This window comes from Xanthomonas sp. WHRI 8393 (assembly GCF_040203315.1).
GTDB lineage: Bacteria > Pseudomonadota > Gammaproteobacteria > Xanthomonadales > Xanthomonadaceae > Xanthomonas > Xanthomonas arboricola.
This window is the reverse complement of sequence record NZ_JBEGGL010000009.1, coordinates 86005-111201: the sequence shown is the minus strand read 5'-3', so window position 1 is coordinate 111201 and position 25197 is coordinate 86005. Positions and strand designations below refer to the sequence as shown.

The following is a 25197-nucleotide window of genomic DNA, read 5'->3' as shown; positions in this document are numbered from 1 at the left end:
GTGGTGCCAGAGTAACGCCTCATGCGTAACGGAAAAAAGCATCCATCGGATCATGCACAGCGGCCGTAGCGTCCGGCAGCGGCAACGGGCCGCGCTTGCCGGCGATCACCTGCACGAAGGCCTGCTTGAAGCGTGCCATCTCCGCGTCGGTGCCGACGGTGATGCGCGACCAGGTCGGCCATACCGGCCAGCTGCGTCCGATGAACACGCCATGGGTGGCCATGTCGTCCTTGAAGCCGGTGGCCGGGCGCTTCACATCGACCATGAAGCAGTTGCTCTCCGAGGCGGTGCAGGCGTAGCCCTGTTTGGCGAGAAACTCCATCACGTCCTTGCGTGTGGCCGCGGTGCGCGCGCGTCGCTGCGGCACCAGTGCGGGATCGCGCAGGCTGGCCAGGCCTGCGGCGGCGGCGGTCACCGGCAGGCTGTTGACGCTGTAGAACATCAGCTTGGCCAGCAGGTCCGGGCGCGCGGCCGCATAGCCGAGGCGAATGCCGGCCATGCCGTAGAGCTTGGAGAAGGTGCGCAACACCACCACGTCCTCGCCCGCGGCGACCATGTCGACCACGCTGCTGGTGCTCTGCGCAAAGTGGATATAGGCCTCGTCCACCACCAGCACGCTGCCCTTGGGCTTGTGCGCCAATGCGTAGTCCAGATCCTTGCGCGCAGTGACCGAGCCGGTGGGATTGTTGGGATTGCAGATGTAGATCACGCCAGCGCTGGCGTCGGCGGCGCACATCGCCTGCACATCGTGCGAGAAGTCCTTTCGCAACGGCACCTTGATCAGGTTTGCGCCATTGCGGGTGGCGGCGCGCCAGCCGGATTCGTAGGTGGGATCGGCGGTGACCAGCGCGGCGCTGGGCGAGGTGAACGCCAGCATCGTGTAGTCCAGCGGCTCGGTGGAGCCGGCGTAGGCCATCAGGTGATCGACCGGCAGCTTGAGCTCGGCGGCCAGGGTATCCATCAGTTCCCTCTGCACATCGCGCAGGTAGCGTCCGCCTTGCGGTGCGATCTGTGCGATGGCCTTGACCGCGGCCGCCGACGGGCCATCGGGAAACTCGTTGGAGCCGATCATCACCGGCGACAGCGCACTGGCCGGTGTCGGCGCGACGGCGGCGGAACGTTCGGCGGCGCTGGCCAGCAGCGGCAGCGCACTCGCACCGGCAGCGCCGGCAAACAGCGCGGAATCGCGCAGAAACATGCGGCGCGAAAGAGCAGTTTTCATGACAACCTCCAGCAGGACGGCACGACGGTTTCAGGGACGAACGGCGACCACTTCGATTTCCACCCGATACAGCGGATTGCCGAGCGCGGCGATCTGGAAGGCCGAGCGTGCCGGCAAGTTGGGCTGCTCCTTGGTGCCGAAGAACTGGCGGTAACCCTCCATGAATCCGTTGAAATCCATCTTGCCGCCCATGGCCGGATCGCCGACCAGAAACACCTGCATCTTCACTACATCGCCCATCCCCAGGCCGAGCGCTGCGAGTTGCTGCTTGATCTGGTTCAACACGCTCACCGTCTGCGCCTTGGTGTCGCCATAGGCGGCAGCCGAATCCTTGGGCGCACTGGCATCCACCACCGCCGGCACCTTGCCGCTGACATAGACAGTGGCCTTGCCGGCAGGAATTTCCACGGCGGCAGCGATGGGGAAATCGCTGTTGGGAATCTTGTGGCGGATCACCTCGGCGGCGTGCGCAGCGGTGAGACCCGCAGACCAAAACAGTGCGGCAGTGAGGACGGCTGTCACTGGACGGGACATGGCAACTCCTTGCATGAGAGAGAAGGGGGAATCAGTGGCGCAACGATTTGACGTCGTCGACGGTGACGCGCTCGGCGTAATCGTTGCCGAAGTGCGTGCGCACATAACTTGCCACTTCGGCCACCTGGCGGTCGTTGAGCATCTCGCCGAAGCCGGGCATGCCGGCGTGGCCGTCGAGCACCATCATGGTGACGTAGGGTCCGGCGGCCAGCTTGGGATTGCCGGCAAGCGCCGGGTATTCGCCGGCACCTTGCGCGCCGCGCCCGGCCGGCATGTGGCAGCCCTGGCAGATCGCCTGGTAGACATCCTGGCCGGATGCCTTGGCAAAGCCCTGCTGCGGGAACAGCTGGGTGGCATCGGAACTCTGCGCCTGCGCATCGTATACGCCCGGCGGCACCAGCAAGGCAGCCATCGCAACGACGAAGCTGGCCGCGGCCAATCGTGGTAACAGACTCATGCGCGACCTCCTCCGGCCAGCACTTTGCGATGCAGACGGCCGACGACATCGTGCGCGGACAAGATCGCGCCCTCCTGCCAGGCCGGAATATAGGAGACGTGTTCACCGGCCAGCGCCAGGCGCCCGTCGATCTGGCACAGCGGCGTGTAGTGCTCGGCACGCGCCTGCTCGCTCCACATGCCGAAACAGCCATGCGTGAACGGCACACGGTGCCAACCGACCGAAATGCCGTTCTCGAACTCGCGTGGATACTGCGGATGCAACTGCGTGCCGTATTCGACCGCCTTGCGCACACGCTGCTCCGGGGGCATCGAGGTGAACTGGTAGGCGTCCAGTCCCCACACGTAGGCACCGAGCAGCACGCCCTTGCCGGGGCTGTGATAGTTGGTGCTGGGATAGCTGATCAAGGTGATCGGCAGATCGGTATAGCTGATGCCGCCGTAGATGGCCTCGTCCTCTTCCCAGAAGCGGCGCTTGAACTGCAGGCCCACCTTCACCGATGCCGCGTACGGCACCTGGCCGATCGCGGTGGTCATCGCGTCGCCGGCGGTGACCGGAATACGACTGAGCACCGACAGCGGAATCGTGCAGATGCACCAATCGGCGCTGGCGATGCGTTCTTCGCCGCCGTGCGCGGCATCCTGCCAGGACACACGCACGCCGTTGTCGTCCTGATCGATCCTGGTGACCTTGGCGTTGTAGGTGATGGCATCGCCAAGCTGCTTCGCGAACGCCTCGCCGATCTGGTCCATGCCGCCCACCGGCTGGAACATGGTGGTCTGCATTTCGTAGTTGTTGCCGGCCGCCAACGTGGTCCACAGACGCGAGCGCAACACGTCCTGCACGCTGAAGGGATCGGAGAACTCCGGCTTGCCCGACAGGCCGCCGCCGGGATACCGCGCAAAGCCGCGCCGCTCGCTGCTGTCCTTGCCTTTGACGTAGCCGAACTTGTGGTCGAGCGCGCCCCAGGTGCGCAAGGACTCCAACAGCACCTCCTGGTCTTCACGGCTCACGCTCTTGTCCAGCGCCTGCTGCTGCGTGCACTTGGCCAGCAGCTCGGACACGTGGCCCTTGTAATCGGCATCGATGGCGCGAAAGCGCTGCGGTTTGCCGCCAAAGCCTTGCTGGCTGTGCAACAGCGCGTTGTAGTTGACCTGGTTGAATGTCTCCAGGGCCACACCGAATTGCTTGCAGTAACTCAGCACCGCCTTGTGGTGATGCGGAATGCGCCACGGCCCCGGATTGAGGTACAGCCCGTCGTCGAACTGGCAATGCTGGGTCGCCCCGCCGAGTTCGGTATAACGGTCGCCGCCGCGCAGCGTCCAGTTACGCCCACCGGGGCGGTCGTTGTATTCCAGCACCTGCACGCGGTACCCCGCCTTGCGCAGTTCGAAGGCCGCAGCCATGCCGGCCAGCCCCGCCCCCAGAATCAGCACCGAGGCGCCCTTCGGGTCGCCATCCAGTTGTAGCGGCCCTTTGAAATTTGATTCGGCGGCCATGCCCAGGCTGCTCATCGCCTGGTACATCAATGCGCCGCCAGCGGTCATGCCGATGCGCGCCAGCAGTTGCCGCCGCGTCATCGCCCCAGAATGATTGCCTTGCATCAACGCGTAGTCCTTGCATGTCATGGAACGAGTGCGACTGACAAAAAACGCATGACGCGGCCGGCAGTGACGCCGGCCGCATCACCGCCTCAGAACTTGTAGGACAGACTGGCGAACAGCTGGCGCGGTGCGATCAACTGGTACGAGCCGGAACTTTCGTTCGGGAACACCGCACCGATCGCATCGTCCTTGTCGAACAGGTTGTAGACCGACAACTGCAGCCGCCCACCGGCCAGGAACCCGGCATCCTCGCCCTGATAGCCGAGGCTGCCGTTGACGATGAAGGTGGCATCCACCTGGTCGGTATTGAGCGTGTCGCCGTAGCGCTTGCCGGTGTATTTGGTGTCGAGGTTGGCGAAGAAATGCTCGCCTTCCCAACCGCCGTTGAGGCTGAACATCACCTTGGGCGAGTCCGGCACTTCGTTGCCTTCCACCTGCACCAGGTTGCCGCTGACCGGGCCGAAATAGTTGTCCTGGAACTCGGATTTGTTCCAGGTCAGCGACGCTCCCAGCCGCCAGCCCGGTGCCGGCTTCCACATGCCGGACACTTCCGCACCATAGGTCTGCACGTCGCCGACGTTGGCGTAGATCGTGGGTGCGACCACCAATGGGTCCGGGTCGGTCAGCGCGATGATGCGGTTCTCGTAATCGATCTTGTAGGCAGCGACGTAGCCGCTCCACTGGCTGGATTCGGCGCGGATGCCGATATCGATATTGGTCGATTCCTCCGGCGCGATATCCGGATTGAATGCGCCCGAGGTCAACGCCAGCCGCGGCGCCGAGCTGAAGTTCTCCGCGTAGTTGGCGAATACCTGCACGCCGTCGGCGAGCTGGAAGCTAGCGCCGACCTGCGGCTGGAACCAGTCGCTGTTCTTGATGGTGACATCGCGGCGCACACCGACATTGAAGTCATCGAGATTGGCGATGCCGTTGTAGTCGCGTTTGACATCCAGTCCCTTGGCACCGAACTCCATGGTGAGCCGGTCATCGAGCAGGCGCAGCGTGTCCTTGATGTAGAGCTGCTTCACCTCGGTGGAGAAGTGGTTGTCGTAGTAGATGACGATCGGCAGCGAGCCCTTGAGCAGTGCGCCTGTGGCCGGGTCCAGGTTGTACAGCGGGCGCACCTGGTCGAAGTCGTAGTTCTCGTACCACGCACCGACTTCGAGCTTGTTGTGCTCGGTCTCCCACGACACCGCGGTGGTCACGCCGTAGCGATCGCCGCCCATGATTTCCTCGCGCCGCGTCATCGCACCGACGCGGGTGACATTGCCGTTGGCATCGACGATCTGCGGGTCGTTGATGGCGATGTCGGTGCGCCCTGGCGTACCGGCGATGGCATCGTTGTACAGGCCAGTGGCCGTGCTCGGCGGCGTGCCGCCGACGCCGTAACCATGCTTGTTCTCGTAGTAGCCGGTGAAGGTGAAACCGATCGCATCGTTGAACAGGAAATCGCCGTGCAGGCTGAGCAGCGAGTCGCGGCGACCGTTCTGCCATTCGCTGTAATGCTCGGCATCCACTTCCGGATTGCCGGTGATGCGTTCGTGCAGATCCCACGCCACCGAGCCGTCGGAGTTGTACGACTGCACGTCGTAGTCCTTGCGGTTGTTGTAGATCCAGCCCAGGGTCAGGTGGCCCACGTCCCAGGCCTGGCGGATCTTGGCTTCGAAGTGATCGCTCTTCTGCGTGGCCGGTTCCATGTCCCACACCCCGCCCTGCGTGCGCGAGGCAGACAGATAGGCGCTGGGGCCGCCTTCCCACCAGTCCGGCGTATCCAGCCGCACGAAGCTGCGTACCAGATCGTCCGAGCCGATGGTCTGGGTGAGATTGCCGCTCCAGCTGTCGCCGCCTTTCGGGGGCAGGCTGGTGTAGCGGATCGCACCGCCGAGCGCGTGGTACGACGGCTGGGTGACATCGCCGGAGCCGGCCGACACGGTGACGTCGAGCAGGTTCTCGCTGGACACGTAGCGGGTGATCGGGCCGCCTTCGCGGGTGTCGAAGGTTTCGATCGGGATGCCGTCCAGGGTCACGCCGATCTGGTTGGCGGAAAAGCCGCGGATGGTCATCGAGTCGCCGAACTCGTACAGCCCGAATGGATCGGTGGTCTGCACATTCACGCCGGGCAGGCTCGCCAGCAACTGCTGCGGTGCCACGCCGGGCACCTGGGCCTGGATCTCGGCAACGGAGATGGAAGCCGTGGTGCGCGTGGAGCCGGTACCGACCACGCTGACCGCGTCCAGCGTGCGCGCTTCCTGTGCCAGGACGGGCAGGCTGTGTGCACCAGCCAGCACCAAGGTCATCGAAGCCAGCGTGCGACCACGCGTGGCAGTGGTGAGAATGGCGGCGACCGACGCCGCCAGTTGATCGGTGTTCAAGCGCTTGCGCATGCAATCGACCCCCTGGATGGTGTGACGTGCTGAGTGACCGGGCCCGCTCCCCAAGACCGGCTGACACCGCGGATGCGGCATGCATCGACCATACCCAGCACAGTTCCACCGCAAGCGCCGCGCGGAGGGTAGGGGCGGCGCGGGTGGGTAGGTTGCTGCCGAATTCAACGATCTGAATGGGTACCATCACTACCCACCTGCGTGGATCCGGACATATCAGGTCTTGCACGCTTGCCATCCCGTGGCGAATCGACAACGCTGCCCCGCCACATCCCGAGTCCGCCCATGCCGCCTGCAGCACCGTCCCTGTTACTGCTCGATTTCGACGGCGTGCTGGCCAGCTATTCGCGGCCGCGCCGTGTGGCGGCACTTGCCAATGCGGCGGCGTGCACGCCGCAGCGTGTGCAACAGGTGTTGTTCGAGCAGGGCCTGGAGCGCGCCTACGACGCCGGGGTGATCGACACGCCGGCCTATCTGGCCCAGCTCAGCGACGGCCTTGGCTGCACGATCGATCGCGCCACCTGGATCGCCGCACGCGTGGCGGCATGCCGCGCCGACCCGGCGGTGCTGACGCAGGTGCTGGCGGTGGCGGCAACCACCGCGGTGGCGGTGCTCACTAACAACGGGCCATTGATGGCGGAAGCGATTGAGCGGATCGTGCCGCCGCTGTTTCCGCTAGTGCAGGGCCGCGTGCTGTGCAGCGGCGCACTCGGCGGCCGCAAGCCCGATGTGCAGGTGTATCAGCGCGCGCTTGCACAACTGGATGCTAGTGCTGCGCATACGTTGTTTGTCGACGATCTATTCGTCAACGTCCGCGGCGCGCGTGCCGCCGGCCTGCATGCGGACACGGTGCGCGATGCGCGGGCGTTGCGGCGGGTGTTGAAACGGTATGGGCTGGGGTGAAGAGCCGGGATTGGGGATTGGGGATTGGGGAATCGGGAATCGGGAATCGGGAATCGGGAATCGGGAATCGTTGAGCATCACGAAACACTGATCACCCTCAAGGGTGACGCAAGACGCTGATCGCAGCGTTGAACGCCTCGAAGAAACGCAACGACCCGCGCCGCTTACCCCACCGCACTTACCGGCGCGGCACCTGCCACGACGGCGCAGACGCGCAGGACTCCATCACTTCTGCGCCACGTACTCGGCAATGGCAAGGTGCAGGCGTTCCAACCCATCGGCCAGCTCGGCATCGGTCAGATTCAGTGCCGGCACGAAGCGCAACACATCCGGCCCGGCCTGCAGCAACAGCAGGCCATGCTTGGCGGCAAAATCCAGGATCGCCCCGGCCTGCCCGGCATGCGCCGGCGCCAGCACCGCGCCCAGCATCAGGCCACGCCCGCGGATCTGTGCGAACAGGCCGAACTCGGTGTTGAGCGCCTCCAGGCCGGCGCGCAGCGCCGCCGACTGACGCGCTACGTTCTCGGCGATCTGCGGCGAGGCCAGCTTGCGCAGCGCCACGCGCGCCACCGCCGCGGCCAGCGGGTTGCCGCCGAAGGTGGTGCCGTGCGCGCCGAACTGCATGGTTTCGGCCACCTTGGGGCCGGCCAGCATCGCGCCGATCGGGAAGCCGCCACCCAACGCCTTGGCCAGCGTCACGATGTCCGGCGTCACCTGCTCCTGCCAATGCGCGAACAGCGTGCCGGTCCGGCCCATGCCGCACTGGATCTCGTCCAGCACCAGCAGTGCATCGTGCTGGTCGCATAGCGCACGCACGCGGCTCAGGAAACCCGGCGCCGCCGGCATCACCCCGCCCTCGCCCTGGATCGGCTCGACCATCACCGCGGCCACATCGCCCGCGGCCATAGCCGCTTCCAGCGCGGCGACATCGTTGAAGTCCACATAGCGAAACCCGCCGGGCAGCGGCTCGTAGCCTTCCTGATACTTGGGCTGCGCGGTTGCGGTGACCGCCGCCAGGGTGCGCCCATGGAAGCTGCCGCGGAAGGTCACGATCACGCGCTTGTCGGCCGGGCGGCCCTGAGTGCTGGCCCACTTGCGCACCAGTTTGATCGCCGCTTCGTTGGCCTCGGTACCCGAATTGCACAGGAACACCTTGTGCGCGAAGCGCGAGGCGGTGACCAGCTCTTCGGCCAGCTTCAGCGGCGGCGCACTGAAGAACACATTGCTGGTGTGCCACAGCTTGCCGGCCTGCTCGGTCAGCGCAGCCATCAGGTCCGGATCGTTGTGGCCCAGCCCGCTGACCGCAATACCGGCGGACAGGTCCACATACGCGCGGCCCTGGTCGTCCCACACGCGACTGCCCTGGCCACGCTCCAGCACCACCTGGCGCGGGCGATACACCGGCAGGTAGTAATGCGCGAGGGACAGGGGCGAATCGGCAGCGGTGCTCATGATGGTGGGTCACAGAAGCGGAGGGAGAACGCGCATTCTCGCGCATTCGCCGGCCTGCGGCACAATGCACGGATGCGCCCCTTCTCCGATCCCCAGCTCACTCCCGCCACCGACCACGGCTGGCGCCGGCAATGGTTCGACATCATCTACCGGCACGACACCCGCCCATCGCGCAATTTCGACCTGATGCTGGTGGTGGCGATCCTCACCAGCGTGGTGGTGATCATGATCGACAGCGTGCCGCGCATCCATTCGCATTCGGCGCACTGGCTGGTGCCGCTGGAATGGGCGTTCACGGTCCTGTTCACCGTCGAATACGCGTTACGCCTGGCGGTGGTGCGGCGCCCGCTGCATTACGCATTGAGCGTGTGGGGCGTGATCGATCTGCTCTCGATTCTGCCCAGCTATCTGTCGTTCTTCGTGCCCGGTGCGCAGACGCTGCTGGTGGTGCGTGTGCTGCGCATCCTGCGCCTGTTCCGCATCCTCAAGCTCACCCGCTACATCGAAGAAAGCGGGCAACTGGTGGACGCGCTGTGGCGCAGCCGGCGCAAGGTGCTGGTGTTCCTGTTCAGCGTGCTCACCATCACCGTGATCGCCGGCGCCACGATGTATGTGATCGAAGGCCCCCAACATGGGTTCACCAGCATCCCGACCAGCATGTACTGGGCCATCGTGACCATGGCCACGGTGGGGTTTGGCGACCTGGTGCCGCAGACCACGCTGGGCCGCTTCATCACCTCGGCCCTGATCCTGATCGGCTACAGCATCATCGCCGTGCCCACCGGCATCTACACCGCCGAGCTGGCCAGCACGCTGCGCGAAGGTGGCCACACCGGCAAGCGCGATGCGCGCAATTGCCCACGTTGCGGGCTGGAAGGCCACGCGCCCGACGCACGCTATTGCCGCCAGTGTGCCGAGCCGCTGCCGGAGATCTCCAACGGCTGACGCGGTGCTGCCGACGCGACGCAACGCCTGCGCCCTCCGAGAAGCGGAGGCAGCCGGCTTTGCGTTCCCATCGGCACACCACAAGGCTGACATGTGCGGTGGTCTTATCGATTTCGGAACCCTTGGCGGCAAGGATGCCGCTACGGAGCCTGCTGGCACGGATTCACGGCATGTCCGGCAAGCGGTGGAGGCATCGCGCCGTCGACTCGCCGAACTTTTGATCTCAGCAGCTGATCGCGCCTAAACACGGTCACGCTTCCAGGTCTCGACTTCTTTATGTGGTGTGTTTCGATGGACCTGGATAGTGCTGATGGATCATTCGTAGAACGAATGATCTGTTGCTTGGCTGCGGGGCCCTTGCCCGCCCACCATCGCAGGACACGCCGCAAGTACGTCCTTGTAGGCTCTTACGCGGCATCCATGCTGCGTAAGGTCCCGCGACGATGGGCGGGCAAGGACCTGTCGAGATGATCGGTGTGCACGGTAAAAGCAGTGCGCGATCGGCTTACACAACGCGACAGGAATGCCTGCACAGCATCAATGCGACATACGGTTGCTCATGTCGATCAGATCGTTGTAGCTGGCCAGCACGGCCTGGCGGGTGCCGCCCGGCGGCATCGAACCGCTTTCCAGCAGCATCTGCTCGCTCTTGTTCAGTGGCGTCTTGGTGCGGATACGTTCGACCAGTCGTCCCGACTCGCGCGCCAGCTTGTCGGCAGAGCGTTCCATGTGGCCCCACATCGCATCGCCCTGGCCGATCTTGGCTTTCTGCGCCTCTTCCAGAATGCCTTGGTAACGCGCGAGCTGGGACTGCGCTGCGGCAAGATCCGGCGTGTCGCTGTCGAGCACCTGCACCAGTTGCTTGCCTTCGCCGATGATCTTCAGGTGATACCAGGAGGCGCTGCGACCTTCTTCCTTTTCGATCGCATCGATCTGCGCCTGGCGACGCATGTCTTCGTTACGTTCGAGTGCGGCATTCATGGCTTCGCCGGCTTCGAAGAACGCATGATAGGCCTGCATCAACGGCGCGTGCAGCGCCTTCATGCCCTTGCCGTCGTCGCGCAGATAATCCTCGCGGTCGTAGTAGCGCACCGCTTCGCCGATACGCTCGTTGAGTGCGGTGAACCGTTCCTGATAGGTCTTGGCCACCGGATCGAGCTCGGGGTTGGCCGGCGTTTGCGCCAGCGCCGCAGTCATCGGCGCACCACATTCGTCCACGTGATGCGACAGCACCGTGCCCGGTGCATGGATGCCGCTTTCCTTGCCGGTCGGGCCAGCCTCGGGGTCCTGCATCCACTCGATGTATTGCTGGTAGCTCTCGTGGATCGGCTGCTCAACGCCATTGAAGCACGTGATGTAGGCATTGATCTTGTCGGCGCCTTCCACTGCGGCGGCAGGTGCGTCTTTCTGGCAGCCGGCAAGCAGCGCGGCGAAAGCCATCGCCGCGGTGAGCGGCGCATAACGAAGTCGAAGGGTCATCTTGGGTTCCAGTGATGGGTTGAACGAGGTGGCTGCCGCAGCGTGCGGCCGAATGACATCTGGCGCGGCGCACCCTCGGTACGCGCGCGGCGGGTGCAGCACGGCAATTACTGACGATTGCTTTCGAACACCAGCGCGTTGTACGTGTTGAGCAACTTGCGTGGCGAACCCTCCGGCGCCAGCGAGGGGTTATCCAGCCAGCCCTGTTCCATCTTGCTGTAGGGCGTTCGTTCGACCACGCGTTTCACCCGCGCCTTGGCTTGTCTGCGGAAGGTTTCCGCAGCGGTCTCGAAGCTGTTCCAGTCCAGCCTGCCCGGCTCCTGATCGGCCACCTTGGCATGCGCCTCGTCGGAGAGACGGTTGAAGCCGTCCAGCAGCGTATTGACCCGTGGCACGTCGAACTGCTCCTGTTCCAGCGCATCGGCGATCTCCTTGGCGTCGAGCATCATCGCCAGCCGATAGTATTCGCGCGTGCGGCCCTCGCCCTGCTCCAGCATCTTGAGTTTTTCGCGTTGCGCCGCGTCGTTTTGCGTGTCCAGTTCGGCGCTGAAGGCGGTACTGGCATCGGCATAGGTGGCCAGCACCTTCATCAGCTCCGGGTGCAGCTGCTTGCCCTTGGCGAACTGGTCGTCTTCGTAGTCCTGACGCGTGTAGTAGTCGGCTACCGCGTGACTGATCGGCTGCAGCGCCTTCAACGCCGCGCGGTAGTCGCGCGCTGCCTTGTCCAATGCAGGCAGCGACGGGTTCGCCACAACGGCCGCGCTGACCGGCGCATCGCACTGCTTCATGTCGTAGGCGTCGATATCGTACGGACCGGTCATGCCGGATTCGTGACCGGTCGGGCCGGCGAACGGGTCCTGCATCCAGCCGGTGTATTGCCTGGCGCCGGCGTGCACCTTCGCATCGATGCGGTTGAAGCAGTCGATGTAGGCGCCAAGCTTTGCGGTCACGCCCTGCAGGGAGTCCGGTTGTTTTTCACTCGTCTTGGCATCGGTTGCAGGCGGCGGCGACTTGCCGCCGCAAGCGGCCACCAGGACGGACACGGACGCCGCCAAAACGACTACACGGAACATCGAAGACACGCGCTGTACATCCTTGTTGGAAACGGTTTCAGCCGCGCACGATAGCAAACACGACTGTGAACTCCCTGTGCTCACGCCCGGGCGCCTACTGCCTGGCTTGCACGCGGGGGCGCGGCCGCTGGTCCGCCGCATCGATTTTTTCGGATCGCGCTGGCCGCATGCGCCGCTGACGGCGTACCCGTATCAGGCCGGCTGCGCGCGCGTGCCGTTCGCTGCGCTCAGTCGAGAAACAGGTCCGGCAATAACGCGCGCGACGGGTCGACCGCGTAACCGCTCAGATCGGTGATGCCGGCCTCGGCCAGCACTTGGTCGTCGATCAGGAACTGGCCATGAAATCCGGCCGCCTCGCGCGTCAGCACCGCATGTGCCGCGTCGGCCATGATCTCCGGCCGTCGACACGCGGCTGCGTCCACGCCATCGATCATGTTGATCGCATCGGTGGCGATCACCGTGCGCGGCCATAGCGCATTGATCGCCACGCCTTGCGGGCCGAACTCGGCTGCCAGCCCCAGCGTCACCAGGCTCATACCCATCTTGGCCAGCGTGTAGCCGGTATGCGCGCCCCACCACGCCGGGTTCAAGGACGGTGGCGGCGCCAGCGTGAGGATGTGCGGATTGGGCGCCTGCAACAGATGCGGCAGGCACGCTTGTGCGCACAGAAAACTGCCGCGCGCGTTGACCTGCTGCATCAGGTCGAAGCGCTTCATCGGCGTCTCCAACGCGCCACGCAACCAGATCGCACTGGCGTTGTTGACCAGGATATCGATGCCGCCAAACGCATCGACCGTGGCGGCCACCGCGGCACGCACCTGCGCTTCGTCGCGGATATCGCACTTGAGCGCCAGCGCCTGCCCACCGGCCGCAGTCACCGCCGCGGCCGCGCTGTGGATGGTGCCGGGCAACTTGGGATTGGCCACTGCCGATTTAGCCGCGATCGCCACATTGGCCCCATCCCGCGCCGCCCGCAACGCAATCGCCAGGCCGATCCCGCGCGAGGCACCGGTGATGAAGAGGGTTTTGCCGTTTAGGGTCATGGGATTGGGGATTGGGGATTGGGGATTGGGGATTGGGGATTGGGGATTGGGGATTGGGGATTCGCAAAAGCTTACAACCCGAGCAAGAACGGTGCGGGATTCGGGATTCGCAAAAGCGTATCGCCTCCCCCACATGCATCGACCAACCCGCAGGCCCAAGCCATACGCTTTTACGAATCCCCAATCCCCAATAACCAATCCCCGCCCCTCAGGGCCTCGGCCCCCGCCCCTCGTTGTCTTCCCAATGCAGCACGCGGCGGGTCACGAAGCGGTAGACCGGCTTGCCGGTGGCGAACCACAGCTTGCGGACCCAGGAGGTGCGCTTGAGCACGCGACGTTCCACCGGGGTGATCGCGGCCGGGCAGTACATGCGCTTGTGCTTGAGCAGGTGCCGCAGGTCTTCGCGTGCAAGCAGACGCATCCAGGGCGCGCGCGGATTGCCGCGTACCGCCAGCTGGAAATCGATCACCGCCGGGCTGCCGTCGTCCTGCACCAGCCAGTTGGCTTCCTTGGCCAGATCGTTGTGTGCCACCCCGCGGCGGTGCAACTGCTGCAACAACCTGCGCGCACGGCGGAAGTAGGCCAGATCGCCGCGCGGCGGGCGCTGGTACATCGCGTCGCCGGCCAGATAGCTGCGGTCCAGATGGCGTCCGTCCCAGTGCAACAGACGCGGTGTCCGCGCCAGGCCATCGAGCTGGCGCAGCGCCAGGGCTTCGCGCCGCGCCAGCCACCAGGCCACCCCGCGCAGCAGCCATGGCGCCGCGCTCAGGTCGCGCCGCACGAACAGGCGATCGGCGTCGCGGATCAACAGGATGCGCCCGAAGGTATCGGACTTCAGCGGCAGGTTGCCGGCGGGTTCGTCACTCATCCCCCATTGTAGGCGGGGCGCCCGCATCGCCACAGCGTGCGTTACCTGCATGTCACTGCGGCGTGCGGCGTTGCCAGCCCGCAACCTGAGGTGAAGCGGACCGGGCGATGTGACGAGGGCGCAAGTCACCTCGTCGCCATGCCCACCTATAATCGCCGGATGAATTCATGGATCGACGCCACGCTGGAGTGGATCGGACACCACCCCACCCTGGCTGGCGTGGTGATCTTTGCCATCGCATTTTCCGATGCGGTGATCGTGCTTGGCGCCATCGTGCCGGCGCTGCCGTTGCTGTTCGCCATCGGTGTGCTGATCGGGCTGGGTCAGATCAACGGGCCGTATGCGGTGGCCTGTGCCACCCTGGGCGCCTTCATCGGCGATGCGCTCAGTTTCTGGGTCGGCCATCGTTGGGGCCACCAGTTGCACACCTACTGGCCGTTTCGCCGCTACCCGCAACTGCTGGAGCGCGGCGAGCTACTGTTCCGGCGCAATGCCTTCAAGAGCATCCTGATCGCGCGTTACGTGGGCGCGGTGCGGCCGTTCGTGCCGGCCATCGCCGGCATGTCGCACATGCCGTTCAAGCGCTATCTGATCGCCAGCGGCCTGGCCTGCATCTCGTGGGCGCTGCTGTTCCTGGTGCCCGGCTGGGTGCTGGGCACTGCCTACGACGCGGTGGCTGCAGTCGCCGGCCGCCTGTTCGTGGTGGTCGCCTTGCTGGCCGCAGTGATCGGCCTGGCCTGGGCGATGGTGCTGTACTCGTACCGCTGGTCGGCCGGCCACCTGGACGCCTTGCTGGCGCGCCTGCTGGAGTGGTCGCATCGGCATCCGGTGCTGGGCAACTGGTCGGTGAGCGTGTTCGACCCGCGCCGTCGCGAGTCGGTACCGCTGGCGATGATGGCGTTGATGCTGTTGCTGCTGGGCTGGGGCTGGTTCGTGTTGCTGATGGTGGTGCTGGCGCACGGTGAGCCGCTGCGCGTGGACCTGGCCGTGCACGATCTGATGCTGGCGCTGCGCAACCCGCTGGCCGACTACCCGATGGTGGCGCTGGCCTCGCTGGGCGACTGGCAAGTGCTGCTGCCGGCGATCGCGGCGGCAATGGGCTATCTGGCCTGGCGGCGCCGCTGGATGGCGGTGGCGCATTGGGTGATTGCACTGGCCTTCGGCCTGGCGTTGACGCAACTGCTGGGCGCCACCGTGCAGGTGGTGCGCCCGCCGGCGGCCAGCAGCGGTTTCGGGTTTCCGTCGGTGGCGGTCACCATGGCCACGATCGGCTTTGGCTTCTTCGCGCTGCTGATCGCGCGCGAGCTGCCGGGCCGGCGCCGGGTATGGCCGTACCTGGTCAGTGGCGCGATCGTGTCGCTGATCGGTTTCGCCCGCCTGTATCTGGGCGCGCACTGGCTCAGCGACGTGGTCGGCGGCATGCTGTTCGGCATCTTCTGGCTGCTGGTGCTGGGCATCGCCTATCGCCGTCGTGCCACCCGTGCGTTCTGGGTCAAGCCGGTCTCGTGGATCTTTTACGGCGTGTTCCTGACCTGCGCGATCGTGTTCGCACCGCGCAACCTGGGCACCAAGCTGGCCAGGTTCGAACCGCCGCCACCGTTGCTGATGGAGTTGCCCGCCAGCGACTGGTGGGATGGCCAGTGGCGCCTGCTGCCGGCACGCCGCAACGAATTCGACGACGACCAGCGCTGGCCGCTGGACGTGCAACTGGCCGGCCCGCTGGCACCGCTGCAGCGCCAGCTGGAAGCACGCGGGTGGCGCATGCAGCCACAAGCCGGCTGGGAGCAGGCGCTGCATCTGCTGGATGTCGGCGGCCGCCCGGACGAGGTGCCGATCCTGCCGGCCACGCTGGACACGCAGGTCGAAGCGCTGCTGATGGTGCGTCACGCCGGGCCCGGCCATGTGCATGTGTTGCGCCTGTGGCCGGCGGCCGCACGCCTGCAGCCCGGCGCGCAACCATTGTGGGTGGGCAGCACGCAGACGCTGCGCTACAGCCGCCACTTCAGCCTGATCGGCCTGTGGTATCCGCTGCGTGGGGTCGACCCGGCGCTAAGCGCATTACGTGAAGCACTCGGCCCATTGCCGCATCGCGTCGAACAGCGTCGGCGCTCGCAGGTCCCAGTGATATTGATCGACAGCACGTCGACAAATGCGCTGCAGCGAGAGGACAAAGACAGCGCTGCACCACAAACGGAAACCACCGCGTCCGATCCGGCTGCATCGGATCCGTCACGACAGCGTCCTTGATCAATCTGGCAGCAGCAGCGGTCGGCGAACGCGCACTTCTGTAGACAGGAGCCGCCAGGAGAACTTCTTGAACGCTGTACCGATGGCGGCAACGCGCTCGCGTCGCGTGGATGCGGCCGAATGTTCAGCTCAACAGCCTGGTTGGTCGAGTGCGCGTTGCCTCACCGCTCGCGGGACCTTACGCGGCATGGATGCCGCGTCCGCGCAAGAACCTACATGGACGGATTTGCAGCGTGTCCCGTGACGGTACGCGGGCAAGGCCCCCTGCAGCCAGTCTGCAGATCAGCCGCCCTACAACCGACGCATCCGCAGCATTCGATCAGCTCTCGAGCTGACCGAGAGCCTGCGCCTCAACGCCGTCTGGATACGCACAAACCGCATTGATGCAGGCGCGATGCACTCACCACAGCACGCCATCCACCGGCTGCATCGGCTCGGGCGCCTGTTCGCCGATGGCCTGCAGCGCGTCGATTTCCACCGTCCGGCACATGCTGTCCAGCGGCAGGTCGTGGATGGCATTGGCGAACGGGTCGACCAGTTCGTCGCCGATCTTGAGTACTGCCAGGAACATCAGACCTGCCACCGTCGACCCCACCGGCGTCGCATATTGCAGCGTCTCCACCAGGCCGATCGGCAGCAGCACGCAGAACAGCCGCGTGAACAGGTTGGGATAGAAGCGGTATTGATACGGCAACGGCGTATTCTTCAGCCGTTCCATGCCGCCCTGCGCGTTGGCGATATCCACCAGGATGCGCTCGACACTGGCTTGTTGAATGCTGTCGATCCAGCCATCGCGACGCGCCTGCTCGACGCTGCGCCCGGTGGTGTCGAGCAGGCCATTGGCGACATTGGTGCGCGTGATCACCGCGGCCACTTCGTCGGCATGCAGACGCGGCTCCAGCGCCATCGCCACCGGCAGCCGCCGCAATTGGCAGCGCAACGCATTGACGTAGGCGATCTGGCGCAGCGCGATGGTGCGGCCCAGTGCTGCCGCTTCCGGCGCGGACAGGATGCTGACGCTCAGGCGGACCAGATTGCGCGATGCATTGATCATCTGGCCCCACAGCACACGCCCTTCCCACCAGCGTTGATAGGTCGAGTTGGCGCGAAAGCCCAGGAACAACGCCAGCGCCGAGCCGAAGATGGTCAACGGCAATGCGGGCGCGCGGAACGGCAGCACGTAGTAGATGATCGTGATCAACACGTCCCACACGAACAACACCGCCAGGGTCCGCCAGACCTGACTGAACACATCCGCCACACGCGGTTTGACATCGATGATCAAGGCACACTCCGTGGATCGAAAACGGGTGACGCCCATGCGCGCATCCACTGCATGGATGCCATCGTGAGCGCACTCAAGCGTGGCGAGTGTGCCGTTGCAGGGGTGCAAGCGCGGTGACGGGTTACGCGCGCGCTTGGTTCACCGCGTCACGGCATCCAGGCCAGCAACTGGTCCAGGCGCCGATGCGGATCGTCCAGCTGCAACAGCGACAGACGCTGCTGCTCGGTCAGCGGCAGCAGTTCGGCCAGGCGCCAGCCGACCCATGCCGCCTGGTCCAGCAGTTCCGGCCCGGCAGAGGCGAATTGGCCGCCGACCTGTTCGAGCATGCGCTCGAGCACGGTCGCCAGCAGGCCATGCTCGGGCCGCAGTTCGTCATCGCTGTCGGGCTCGCACCAACTCACCTCGCCAACCACCAACCCGTTGTCGCGGATGCGCGAGCGCTGCACACGGAAGCGACGCGTGCCACGCAGGCGCAGCACCAACACGCCGTCGGCACCGACATCGAAATCCTCGATACGCACCTCGGTGCCGAACGCAGCCGGTGTTGCCGGCACGCCGACTTCGCTGCCATCCAGGATCAGGCACACACCGAAGCTGCTGCCGGCGCGGCCGCTCTCGCGCACCAGGTCCAGATAGCGGCGCTCGAACACGCGCAAACCCATTGCCGCACCCGGCAACAGCACGTTGTGCAGCGGAAACAGCGGCAAGGCGCTGGTGTCGGCGGTGGTCGTGAGGCCGGTCATGAGGACAATTGCGCCAGGAAGCGACGCGGCGCGCCATCGAAACCGCCATTGGACATGAACACCACATGGTCGCCCGGCTGCGCGATCGCGCCCAGTGTCTGCAGCAATGCCTCCACGTCATGCGCCACGTGCGCGTCACCGCGCACCTGCGCGATGATCGGTGCGGCGTCCCAGGCCAGTTCGGGGCGATGCAGAAACACCACCGCATCGGCATCGCGCAACGATGGTGCCAATGCCTGCGCATGTGCGCCCAGCCGCATCGAATTGCTGCGCGGCTCCATTGCCACCAGCACGCGCGCCGCGCCGACCTTCGCACGCAGGCCTTGCAAGGTCGTCGCAATCGCGGTGGGGTGATGGGCGAAGTCGTCGTATACGGTGATCTCGCGTGCCTGCCCCAACCGCTCCAAGCGCCGTTTGACACTTTGAAAGCGCGCCAGCGCCGGCATCACCGTTGCCGGATCCACGCCTACCGCATGCACGGCGGCCAGTGCCGCCAATCCATTGAGCACGTTATGCCGCCCGACCAGCGGCCACTGCACCTGGCCGATCTCCACCCCACGCTGCAGCACCGCGAACGCACTGCCGTCGGCGGCGATCAAGCGTGCGCTCCACTCGAGAGAGGCATCGAAACCGAAGCGCTCCACCGGCGTCCAGCAGCCCATCGCCAACACCTCGGCCAGGCGCGCATCCTCGCCGTTGACGATCAGCCGCCCGCGCGCCGGCACCGTACGCACCAGATGATGGAACTGGCGCTGGATCGCGGCCACGTCCGGAAAGATGTCGGCGTGGTCGTACTCGAGGTTGTTGAGGATCGCCACCAGCGGCCGGTAATGCACGAACTTGCTGCGCTTGTCGAAGAACGCGGTGTCGTATTCGTCGGCTTCCACCACGAATTCGCGTCCCTGGCCCAGCCGCGCCGACACCCCGAAGTCTTCGGCCACACCACCGATCAGAAAGCCCGGCGCGCGCCCGGCGGCTTCCAGCAGATAGCTCAGGATGGTGGTGGTGGTGGTCTTGCCGTGGGTGCCGGCGACGGCCAGGGTGTCGCGGCCCGGCAACACCTGCTCGGCCAGCCATTGCGCACCGGAGCTGTAGCGACGGCCGGCATCGAGCACTGCTTCGACCGCCGGGTTGCCGCGCGACAGGGCATTGCCGATGACGACGTCGCTGGCATCGGCCGAAATATTGGACGGCGCGTAGCCTTGTGCCAGCGCGATGCCGAGGGTTTCCAACTGGGTGGACATCGGCGGATAGATGGCCTGGTCGCTGCCCTCTACCTGCCAGCCCAGCTCGCGCGCAAGGGCGGCGACACCGCCCATGAAGGTCCCGGCGATGCCGAGGATGTGGAGTTTGGTCATGGGGCGCATTGTCGCCGATCGCCGGAGTTGCCGGCCATTCCGCCTCGCTGCCAGCGCAGTGTCAGGAAAGACCTACCGTACTGTCGGGAATTTCCCGATATGCGAACTGCGTCACATCCATCACTATGCTGAACGCCAGCCGCAGCACCCCTTTGGTCCTACTCCCCAAGAGGCCAAATCCCCAGGGAGCTCATGCTGTGGAGCTCTGAGCAAGCTCATTGCTGGCGTTATTCTGCCCCGGGCGTCTTGTACGTCCGGGGTTTTTCTTTTGCGCAATCAATGCGTTACGCAAGCCGCGACGGATTCCAGCGCGGCGGATGGACCGGGCGCACTGCCCGGCCCGAACCGTCTCAGCGACCGAGCGCGGTGCCGATACGTTCCAGCACTTCATCCAGCGAGCCCACGCCGTCAACGCGTGCCAGCTTGCCGCGCTGTTCGTAGAAACCGATCACCGGTGCCGTGGAGTCGGTATAGACCTGCAGGCGCTTGCGCACCGACTCGGGATTGTCGTCCTCGCGGCCCTCGGCCTTGGCGCGGCCGGCGATGCGCTCGACCAGCAATTCGCTGGCCACATCCAGCTGCACCACCGCATCCAGCGGCTGACCGATCTTGCCGAGCAGGTCGTCCAGCGCATTGGCCTGCGCCACGTTGCGCGGATAGCCGTCAAGGATGAAACCCTTGGCGACATCGGCCTGACCGAGCCGCGCCTCCAGCATGCCGAGCAGGATCTCGTCGGAGACCAGATCACCGCGTGCCATCACTTCCTTGGCCTTCAGGCCCAGCGGCGAGCCGGCGGCCACTTCGGCGCGCAGCAGATCGCCGGTGGAAATATGCGGGATCTCAAACTTGTCTTTGAGACGTGTCGCCTGGGTGCCCTTGCCCGAACCGGGCGGTCCCAACAGAACCAATCGCATCAGTGGACTCCACTTTCGAATAAAAACGCGTTGCGGTTGGCGGCGTTAGACTCAGGTCTTCGCCAGCGCTGACCGTATGGTCGTGCAGCTTACCGCATCCGGGGAATGTCCCGGCACTGTCCCCTGCGCCATGTCCCATCGAGGAGCCCGTCCCCCTATGTCTACTGGCAACTTGTTGTATGCCCAATCCGGCGGCGTCACTGCCGTCATCAACGCCACCGCCGCCGGCGTGATCACCGAGGCGCGCGCACGCAAGATCAAGGTGCTGGCCGCACGCAACGGCATCCTGGGCGCATTGCGCGAGGAGCTGATCGACACGTCAAAGGAGTCCGCCGCCACGATCGCCGCACTGGCGCAGACCCCGGGTGGCGCGTTTGGCTCGTGCCGCTACAAGCTCAAATCGCTGGAAGAAGACAGCGCCAAGTACCAACGGCTGCTCGATGTGCTGCGTGCGCATGACGTGCGCTGGTTCCTCTACAACGGCGGCAACGACTCGGCCGATACCGCCTGGAAGGTCTCGCAGCTGGCCAAGGCCTATGGCTACCCGCTGCACTGCATCGGCGTGCCCAAGACCATCGACAACGATCTGGCGGTGACCGATACCTGCCCCGGCTTCGGCTCGGCGGCCAAATACACCGCGGTGTCGGTGCGCGAGGCGGCACTGGATGTCGCCGCCATGGCCGACACCTCGACCAAGGTCTTCATCTACGAGGCGATGGGACGCCACGCCGGCTGGTTGGCCGCTGCCGCAGGCCTGGCCGGCCAGGGCCCGGACGACGCACCGCAGATCATCCTGCTGCCCGAGCGGGCCTACGACCAGGCCGCGTTTCTGGCCAAGGTCAAGCAGGTGGTGGAAAAGGTCGGTTGGTGTGTGGTGGTCGCAAGCGAAGGCATTCAGGACGCACACGGCAGCTTCGTCGCCGACGCGGGCGGCGCGGCCGACTCGTTCGGCCATGCGCAACTGGGCGGCGTGGCTTCGTTCCTGGCCGCGCAGGTCAAGCAGGAACTCGGCTACAAGGTGCACTGGACCCTGCCCGATTACCTGCAGCGTTCCGCACGCCATCTGGCCTCCAAGACCGACTGGGAGCAGGCACAGGCCGTCGGCAAGGCCGCGGTGCAATACGCGCTCAAGGGCATGAACGCGGTGATCCCGGTGATCGAACGCGTCAGCGACGCGCCATACCGCTGGAAGATCGTGCCGGCCCCGCTGCACAAGGTGGCCAACCACGAAAAGAAGATGCCGCCCAGCTTCCTGCGCAAGGACGGCTTCGGCATCACCGAGCGCGCCCGCCGCTACTTCGCCCCGTTGATCAAGGGCGAAGCGCCGCTGGCCTACGGCAGCGATGGGTTGCCGAAATATGTGACGTTGAAGAATGTGGCGGTGGCGAAAAAACTGCCGACGTGGGCGGGATGAACGTCGACGTGGGCGACCGGAAGCCGGGGCGCCGGCGGCATCGCCGGCGCCTCGGCGACGCAGGAATGCAACCGATTCCGGCTGTTGAAGCCAATGACGTGTGTGGAATTGCCGTCCGATCCGGCTGAGTCCGTGCCGCGCCCGCTGTCTACTGACCCGGGCTGGCAAAGGAAAGGGCCACGCAGGCAATTGCCGCGATCGACTGTAGGGATTTCCCTACAAAAACGGGCAGAACAAGCCAGGCCGCGCCTGGGCGCCCTCCCCAGAGGTACAGCCTGACCTCGTTAGTAGAATTTTGGTTAAGTGTGTGCCACAGTTTGCGCCAAACCTGCCTCATCGCGCATAAGGATCATGGCCCAGCAGGCAATCCTCCCCCAACGCCCAAGGCGCGCCCCAAGGCGGCAGTCCCTGTCGCAGGGCGCTGTGTATGAGGAAGCAGCCTCACTCATTCGCGACGAGCCGATGATCTATAAAGCCAGCGCTGTCTGCTGACCAAGTATGCCGCCTTCACCTCTGTCCCGCTGCCGCTGTTCCCGCTACCCAATCTATACCGAAAAGATAGACGAGACTCGCCATGACCGCATGTTTCCTCCGCCATCCGATTTCCCGCCTTGCCGCCGGCCTGCTGCTCAGCATCGGGCTGTGTGCAGGGCCTGCCAACGCGCAGGTGGTCGTTACCAACCCTACGGGTATGGCAAAGGACCTCAAGGAATATGCGGAACAAGCCAAGCGATGGACCGAGACGATCAAGCAGTATCAACAGCAACTGCAGCATTATCAGCAGCAGCTCATCAAATTGCAGCGCCTGCAGTTCAATGAGCCCCAACTGGAAAACAACTTCGTCTTGCGCGATTTGAGTCATGGGCTGGACGCTTACTGTCCCGGAGCTTCCGGCGTTGCGGGCATTTTTGAAAAAATGGTGCCGATTTCATTGGGCTCGCTTACTGGCAATGATTTGCAGAAAACGCAAAACGAGATTTGCAAGCAAATTGTGGTAGCACAAAACTCGCAGTACAACGAGGCGATTTTGATGATCCAGCGCCTTGTGGAACGCTCCAGAGACTTCGAACGTGTGCAACGCCAGCGCGATGGAGGGGGAGACAAGCAGGGTGCGCTCGCTGCGAACGACAACGAAGTTCAGCGTTATGCGGCACGCAACGCGATGGAACTCAGCCACTGGGAAGCCAGGATGAAGGCCTATGACATTTACATCGCAGGCCTCAAGGACGACCAGAGTCTGCTGGCCAAGCGGGCGCTGGACGGTGACAAGGGCGACATCCTCGGACAGGTCATCCAGGCAGCTGCTTTGAAGATTGCGCTGTCCAAGTAAATGAATTAGCAGGCAACCAAAGCCTCATTACGGTACATAGGCAGACAGCAATGGACGTTTTTTTTCAGGGCGGGATGAACTGGTTGCAGCCGCTGGCGGACGCCAACCTCGGCGACTTCGTTTTCTTCAAACTGGTCAGCGATTATTTCAACCGGGAAATACAGCAGTTCGGCCTCGATTTGATGAAGGAAACCATGAAGTGGGTCAGCACGATCGCGCTGACGGTAACCACGCTCTGGATCCTGATTCTGGGCTACCGCATCGCCACCGGGCAATCGCGCGAGAGTGCAATGGCCACCATGATCAAGGCGGCCAAGGTCGCCATCATCATTAGCGTGGCCTCGGTGGTCGGGGCCAACGGGGCCATGCTGCATCAGACGATGACCCAGAGCCTGGATAAGGAAATCCACGGTCTGTTCACCGGTGACGACGGCAGCACTGCCGAGGATGCCATCGATGACAACCTGGCCTACACCCAGATCGCCTTGGCGGCGCTGGATGCCGTCAGGGTGGATGCCAGCGAGCCTGAGATGCTGGAGAAAAAAGGCAGGGCCGTGATGCTGGCGGGCTTCGGTACCGCCAGCCCACCGATGGCCGCTGGGGCGATGCTACTGCTGTTCAAGTTCACCATGGCTTTCCTGATCGGCATCGGGCCCATCTTCATCCTGGCGCTGGTCTTCGACCAGACCAAGGACCTGTTTAAGAAGTGGTTGTTCTACGTCATTGGTACCTTGTTCTCGATGGCCATGCTGTCGGTGGTCACGGCCATGGTGCTCAAGTTCACCGCGAAGGTGGCCGCGGCCTACTGGGCGGTCAAGTTCATTAAATTCGGCGATGCCGAAGGCTTGTCCAGCCAGGCCCTGCAACAAGGCGGCATCGGCCTGATCATGACCTTGCTCATCGTCACCGTCCCCACCATCGCCGCCGCCCTATGGCAGGGCAATATGGGCACGTTTATGGCCTACTCGGCGTTTGGGACTGCAGCAAGCCCCGGACCCCAGGGGCAGCCGGCTGGGTCGTATATTCCGCAGCATAGACAAAACAATCAGACATCAGTTGAAGGCGGACAGAGCAACACTATCCAAGCAGCAACTAAGTCTATAGCACGGTCGGAACAGCCCGAAGCCGCTGCAGTTGGCTCAAGAGGACTTGCTGCGCAGAATACCCGTGACCAAGGTTAAGTTCCCAACGTGGTCAGGAGATAATTTTAAATGAGTTATTTAGCCAGATTTATCTTGGTTGGCATCGCGCTATCTACACTCGGAATTCCCGAGACTAATGCGGAGCAAGGATGCCCGCCAGGTCAATTCCCGATAGGCGGACAGGGAGCCGCTGCCTGCGCGCCAATCCCTCAAGGAGATTCGGTGCAGAAACAACCGAGACCGATCGGAAAGTGGATTAATACCTGGGGGGCAATTGCAAGCGACGGCGGCGATAATCTAGGTGTCTCAGTAGGCGAAAGGGGGAAAAAAAGTGCTCAAGATGCCGCTCTGTTAAAGTGTAAAGAACAAAGCAATCAAGAGTGCAAAATTGAGTTCACCTATTACAATCAATGCGCCGCAATTGTAGAGCCTTACCGTGATGAAAAGGCCATTCCAGGCGTCATGGCATACGCGGGGGCTCCAACTGAAGAAATGGCTAATACTAACGCACTATCTTTCTGCAAAAAGAATAACCCAGCCGCGAAATGCAGATCCATCTATACAGAATGTACGAAGCCCATATTTAAAAAATACTAACTTGCCAGCAAATCACGACATGCCTTCAATCAAAGACATCCACTGAAATCGTAAATTTTTTACTGTTTTTTATGTGATCTTCTGTTCCTCAGTAAGCAGCTCAGTCTAATGCAGACGGTCACTACGAAGTGGCCCCTACTACACAACTACCCCTTCACTTTGCACGCTTGGGTGATGACTGATGACTAGCTCCCTATCGATCT

21 protein-coding genes are annotated in these 25197 nt (G+C 64.1%); 7 read left to right on the top strand and 14 right to left on the bottom strand.

Annotation, left to right across the window (positions count from 1 at the left end):
- Positions 1-19: 19 nt before the first annotated feature.
- The 5 genes from ABQ137_RS20040 to ABQ137_RS20020 all read right to left on the bottom strand — a co-directional run bounded on the left by ABQ137_RS20040 (position 20) and on the right by ABQ137_RS20020 (position 6189).
- Positions 20-1222 (bottom strand): pyridoxal phosphate-dependent aminotransferase, encoded by a 1203-nt coding sequence (locus tag ABQ137_RS20040; protein WP_065032804.1) that lies wholly within the window; start codon positions 1220-1222, stop codon positions 20-22.
- A gap of 30 nt (positions 1223-1252) precedes the next feature.
- Positions 1253-1756 carry a RidA family protein gene (locus ABQ137_RS20035; RefSeq protein WP_065032805.1) on the bottom strand — a complete coding sequence of 168 codons (504 nt, stop codon included), beginning with the start codon at positions 1754-1756 and terminating at the stop codon, positions 1253-1255.
- A gap of 31 nt (positions 1757-1787) precedes the next feature.
- A complete protein-coding gene (locus ABQ137_RS20030) occupies positions 1788-2213 on the bottom strand; it encodes a c-type cytochrome (protein ID WP_024938098.1) in 426 nt (141 codons plus the stop codon).
- On the bottom strand, positions 2210-3817 hold the full coding sequence (locus tag ABQ137_RS20025) for a flavin monoamine oxidase family protein (protein ID WP_349783430.1): 1608 nt from the start codon (positions 3815-3817) through the stop codon (positions 2210-2212). The genes ABQ137_RS20030 and ABQ137_RS20025 overlap by 4 nt, the downstream gene beginning before the upstream one ends.
- An 89-nt stretch (positions 3818-3906) precedes the next feature.
- A complete protein-coding gene (locus ABQ137_RS20020) occupies positions 3907-6189 on the bottom strand; it encodes a TonB-dependent receptor (protein WP_180968642.1) in 2283 nt (760 codons plus the stop codon).
- 297 nt (positions 6190-6486) lie between these two features.
- On the opposite strand from ABQ137_RS20020, the gene ABQ137_RS20015 reads away from it, so the two are divergent.
- Positions 6487-7104, top strand: a complete 618-nt coding sequence (locus tag ABQ137_RS20015; protein ID WP_349783426.1) for an HAD-IA family hydrolase — start codon at positions 6487-6489, stop codon at positions 7102-7104.
- A 225-nt stretch (positions 7105-7329) separates the two neighbouring features.
- On the opposite strand, the gene ABQ137_RS20010 is transcribed toward ABQ137_RS20015, so the two are convergent.
- Positions 7330-8556 (bottom strand): acetylornithine transaminase, encoded by a 1227-nt coding sequence (locus tag ABQ137_RS20010; protein ID WP_349783425.1) that lies wholly within the window; start codon positions 8554-8556, stop codon positions 7330-7332.
- A 72-nt stretch (positions 8557-8628) separates the two neighbouring features.
- Here ABQ137_RS20010 and ABQ137_RS20005 point away from each other — a divergent pair, with 72 nt between their 5' ends.
- Positions 8629-9501 (top strand): ion transporter, encoded by an 873-nt coding sequence (locus ABQ137_RS20005; RefSeq protein ID WP_024938093.1) that lies wholly within the window; start codon positions 8629-8631, stop codon positions 9499-9501.
- Positions 9502-10038: 537 nt separating this feature from the next.
- On the opposite strand, the gene ABQ137_RS20000 is transcribed toward ABQ137_RS20005, so the two are convergent.
- The 4 genes from ABQ137_RS20000 to ABQ137_RS19985 all read right to left on the bottom strand — a co-directional run bounded on the left by ABQ137_RS20000 (position 10039) and on the right by ABQ137_RS19985 (position 13964).
- The gene (locus ABQ137_RS20000; RefSeq protein WP_104575490.1) at positions 10039-10980 is read right to left on the bottom strand and encodes a YiiG family protein; all 942 of its coding nucleotides are present in this window, start codon (positions 10978-10980) and stop codon (positions 10039-10041) included.
- A gap of 107 nt (positions 10981-11087) precedes the next feature.
- Positions 11088-12062 carry a YiiG family protein gene (locus tag ABQ137_RS19995; RefSeq protein ID WP_503021257.1) on the bottom strand — a complete coding sequence of 325 codons (975 nt, stop codon included), beginning with the start codon at positions 12060-12062 and terminating at the stop codon, positions 11088-11090.
- 218 nt (positions 12063-12280) lie between these two features.
- Positions 12281-13096, bottom strand: coding sequence for an SDR family oxidoreductase (locus ABQ137_RS19990; RefSeq protein WP_102255919.1), 816 nt, complete (start codon positions 13094-13096; stop codon positions 12281-12283).
- Positions 13097-13304: 208 nt separating this feature from the next.
- On the bottom strand, positions 13305-13964 hold the full coding sequence (locus tag ABQ137_RS19985; RefSeq protein ID WP_016903010.1) for a serine/threonine-protein kinase: 660 nt from the start codon (positions 13962-13964) through the stop codon (positions 13305-13307).
- A gap of 159 nt (positions 13965-14123) precedes the next feature.
- Between ABQ137_RS19985 and ABQ137_RS19980 the strand changes: the two genes are divergently transcribed.
- On the top strand, positions 14124-16211 hold the full coding sequence (locus ABQ137_RS19980) for a bifunctional DedA family/phosphatase PAP2 family protein (RefSeq protein WP_349777936.1): 2088 nt from the start codon (positions 14124-14126) through the stop codon (positions 16209-16211).
- A 400-nt stretch (positions 16212-16611) separates the two neighbouring features.
- Here ABQ137_RS19980 and ABQ137_RS19975 read toward each other — a convergent pair whose 3' ends face one another.
- The 4 genes from ABQ137_RS19975 to ABQ137_RS19960 form a co-directional block, all read right to left on the bottom strand.
- Positions 16612-17496, bottom strand: coding sequence for a bestrophin family protein (locus tag ABQ137_RS19975; RefSeq protein WP_024938088.1), 885 nt, complete (start codon positions 17494-17496; stop codon positions 16612-16614).
- A gap of 146 nt (positions 17497-17642) precedes the next feature.
- Positions 17643-18239 carry an LON peptidase substrate-binding domain-containing protein gene (locus ABQ137_RS19970; RefSeq protein WP_024940084.1) on the bottom strand — a complete coding sequence of 199 codons (597 nt, stop codon included), beginning with the start codon at positions 18237-18239 and terminating at the stop codon, positions 17643-17645.
- Positions 18236-19606: a UDP-N-acetylmuramate:L-alanyl-gamma-D-glutamyl-meso-diaminopimelate ligase gene (gene mpl / locus ABQ137_RS19965; protein WP_181097640.1), complete on the bottom strand. Its 1371-nt coding sequence runs from the start codon at positions 19604-19606 to the stop codon at positions 18236-18238. The genes ABQ137_RS19970 and mpl overlap by 4 nt, the downstream gene beginning before the upstream one ends.
- Before the next feature lie 341 nt (positions 19607-19947).
- Positions 19948-20511 carry an adenylate kinase gene (locus ABQ137_RS19960; protein ID WP_024940086.1) on the bottom strand — a complete coding sequence of 188 codons (564 nt, stop codon included), beginning with the start codon at positions 20509-20511 and terminating at the stop codon, positions 19948-19950.
- 157 nt (positions 20512-20668) lie between these two features.
- Here ABQ137_RS19960 and ABQ137_RS19955 point away from each other — a divergent pair, with 157 nt between their 5' ends.
- The 4 genes from ABQ137_RS19955 to ABQ137_RS19940 all read left to right on the top strand — a co-directional run bounded on the left by ABQ137_RS19955 (position 20669) and on the right by ABQ137_RS19940 (position 24994).
- Entirely contained in the window at positions 20669-21925 is a 1257-nt protein-coding gene (locus ABQ137_RS19955; protein WP_349783424.1) for a 6-phosphofructokinase, read from the top strand.
- A 574-nt stretch (positions 21926-22499) separates the two neighbouring features.
- Positions 22500-23255 carry a hypothetical protein gene (locus ABQ137_RS19950; protein WP_184608570.1) on the top strand — a complete coding sequence of 252 codons (756 nt, stop codon included), beginning with the start codon at positions 22500-22502 and terminating at the stop codon, positions 23253-23255.
- A gap of 50 nt (positions 23256-23305) precedes the next feature.
- A complete protein-coding gene (locus tag ABQ137_RS19945; RefSeq protein ID WP_349777933.1) occupies positions 23306-24436 on the top strand; it encodes a TrbL/VirB6 family protein in 1131 nt (376 codons plus the stop codon).
- A gap of 30 nt (positions 24437-24466) precedes the next feature.
- A complete protein-coding gene (locus ABQ137_RS19940) occupies positions 24467-24994 on the top strand; it encodes a DUF4189 domain-containing protein (RefSeq protein WP_349783423.1) in 528 nt (175 codons plus the stop codon).
- Positions 24995-25197: the final 203 nt, after the last annotated feature.

Coding starts and splice junctions, on each gene's coding strand:
- ABQ137_RS20015 (WP_349783426.1), top strand. CDS start 6,487: ATGCCGCCTGCAGCACCGTCCCTGTTACTGCTCGATTTCGACGGCGTG.
- ABQ137_RS19990 (WP_102255919.1), bottom strand. CDS start 13,096: ATGACCCTAAACGGCAAAACCCTCTTCATCACCGGTGCCTCGCGCGGG.
- ABQ137_RS20035 (WP_065032805.1), bottom strand. CDS start 1,756: ATGTCCCGTCCAGTGACAGCCGTCCTCACTGCCGCACTGTTTTGGTCT.
- ABQ137_RS20010 (WP_349783425.1), bottom strand. CDS start 8,556: ATGAGCACCGCTGCCGATTCGCCCCTGTCCCTCGCGCATTACTACCTG.
- ABQ137_RS19945 (WP_349777933.1), top strand. CDS start 23,306: ATGGACGTTTTTTTTCAGGGCGGGATGAACTGGTTGCAGCCGCTGGCG.
- ABQ137_RS19980 (WP_349777936.1), top strand. CDS start 14,124: ATGAATTCATGGATCGACGCCACGCTGGAGTGGATCGGACACCACCCC.
- ABQ137_RS19940 (WP_349783423.1), top strand. CDS start 24,467: ATGAGTTATTTAGCCAGATTTATCTTGGTTGGCATCGCGCTATCTACA.
- ABQ137_RS19960 (WP_024940086.1), bottom strand. CDS start 20,511: ATGCGATTGGTTCTGTTGGGACCGCCCGGTTCGGGCAAGGGCACCCAG.
- ABQ137_RS19950 (WP_184608570.1), top strand. CDS start 22,500: ATGACCGCATGTTTCCTCCGCCATCCGATTTCCCGCCTTGCCGCCGGC.
- ABQ137_RS20040 (WP_065032804.1), bottom strand. CDS start 1,222: ATGAAAACTGCTCTTTCGCGCCGCATGTTTCTGCGCGATTCCGCGCTG.
- ABQ137_RS19955 (WP_349783424.1), top strand. CDS start 20,669: ATGTCTACTGGCAACTTGTTGTATGCCCAATCCGGCGGCGTCACTGCC.
- ABQ137_RS19985 (WP_016903010.1), bottom strand. CDS start 13,964: ATGAGTGACGAACCCGCCGGCAACCTGCCGCTGAAGTCCGATACCTTC.
- ABQ137_RS20000 (WP_104575490.1), bottom strand. CDS start 10,980: ATGACCCTTCGACTTCGTTATGCGCCGCTCACCGCGGCGATGGCTTTC.
- ABQ137_RS19970 (WP_024940084.1), bottom strand. CDS start 18,239: ATGACCGGCCTCACGACCACCGCCGACACCAGCGCCTTGCCGCTGTTT.
- mpl (WP_181097640.1), bottom strand. CDS start 19,606: ATGCGCCCCATGACCAAACTCCACATCCTCGGCATCGCCGGGACCTTC.
- ABQ137_RS20025 (WP_349783430.1), bottom strand. CDS start 3,817: ATGCAAGGCAATCATTCTGGGGCGATGACGCGGCGGCAACTGCTGGCG.
- ABQ137_RS20005 (WP_024938093.1), top strand. CDS start 8,629: ATGCGCCCCTTCTCCGATCCCCAGCTCACTCCCGCCACCGACCACGGC.
- ABQ137_RS20030 (WP_024938098.1), bottom strand. CDS start 2,213: ATGAGTCTGTTACCACGATTGGCCGCGGCCAGCTTCGTCGTTGCGATG.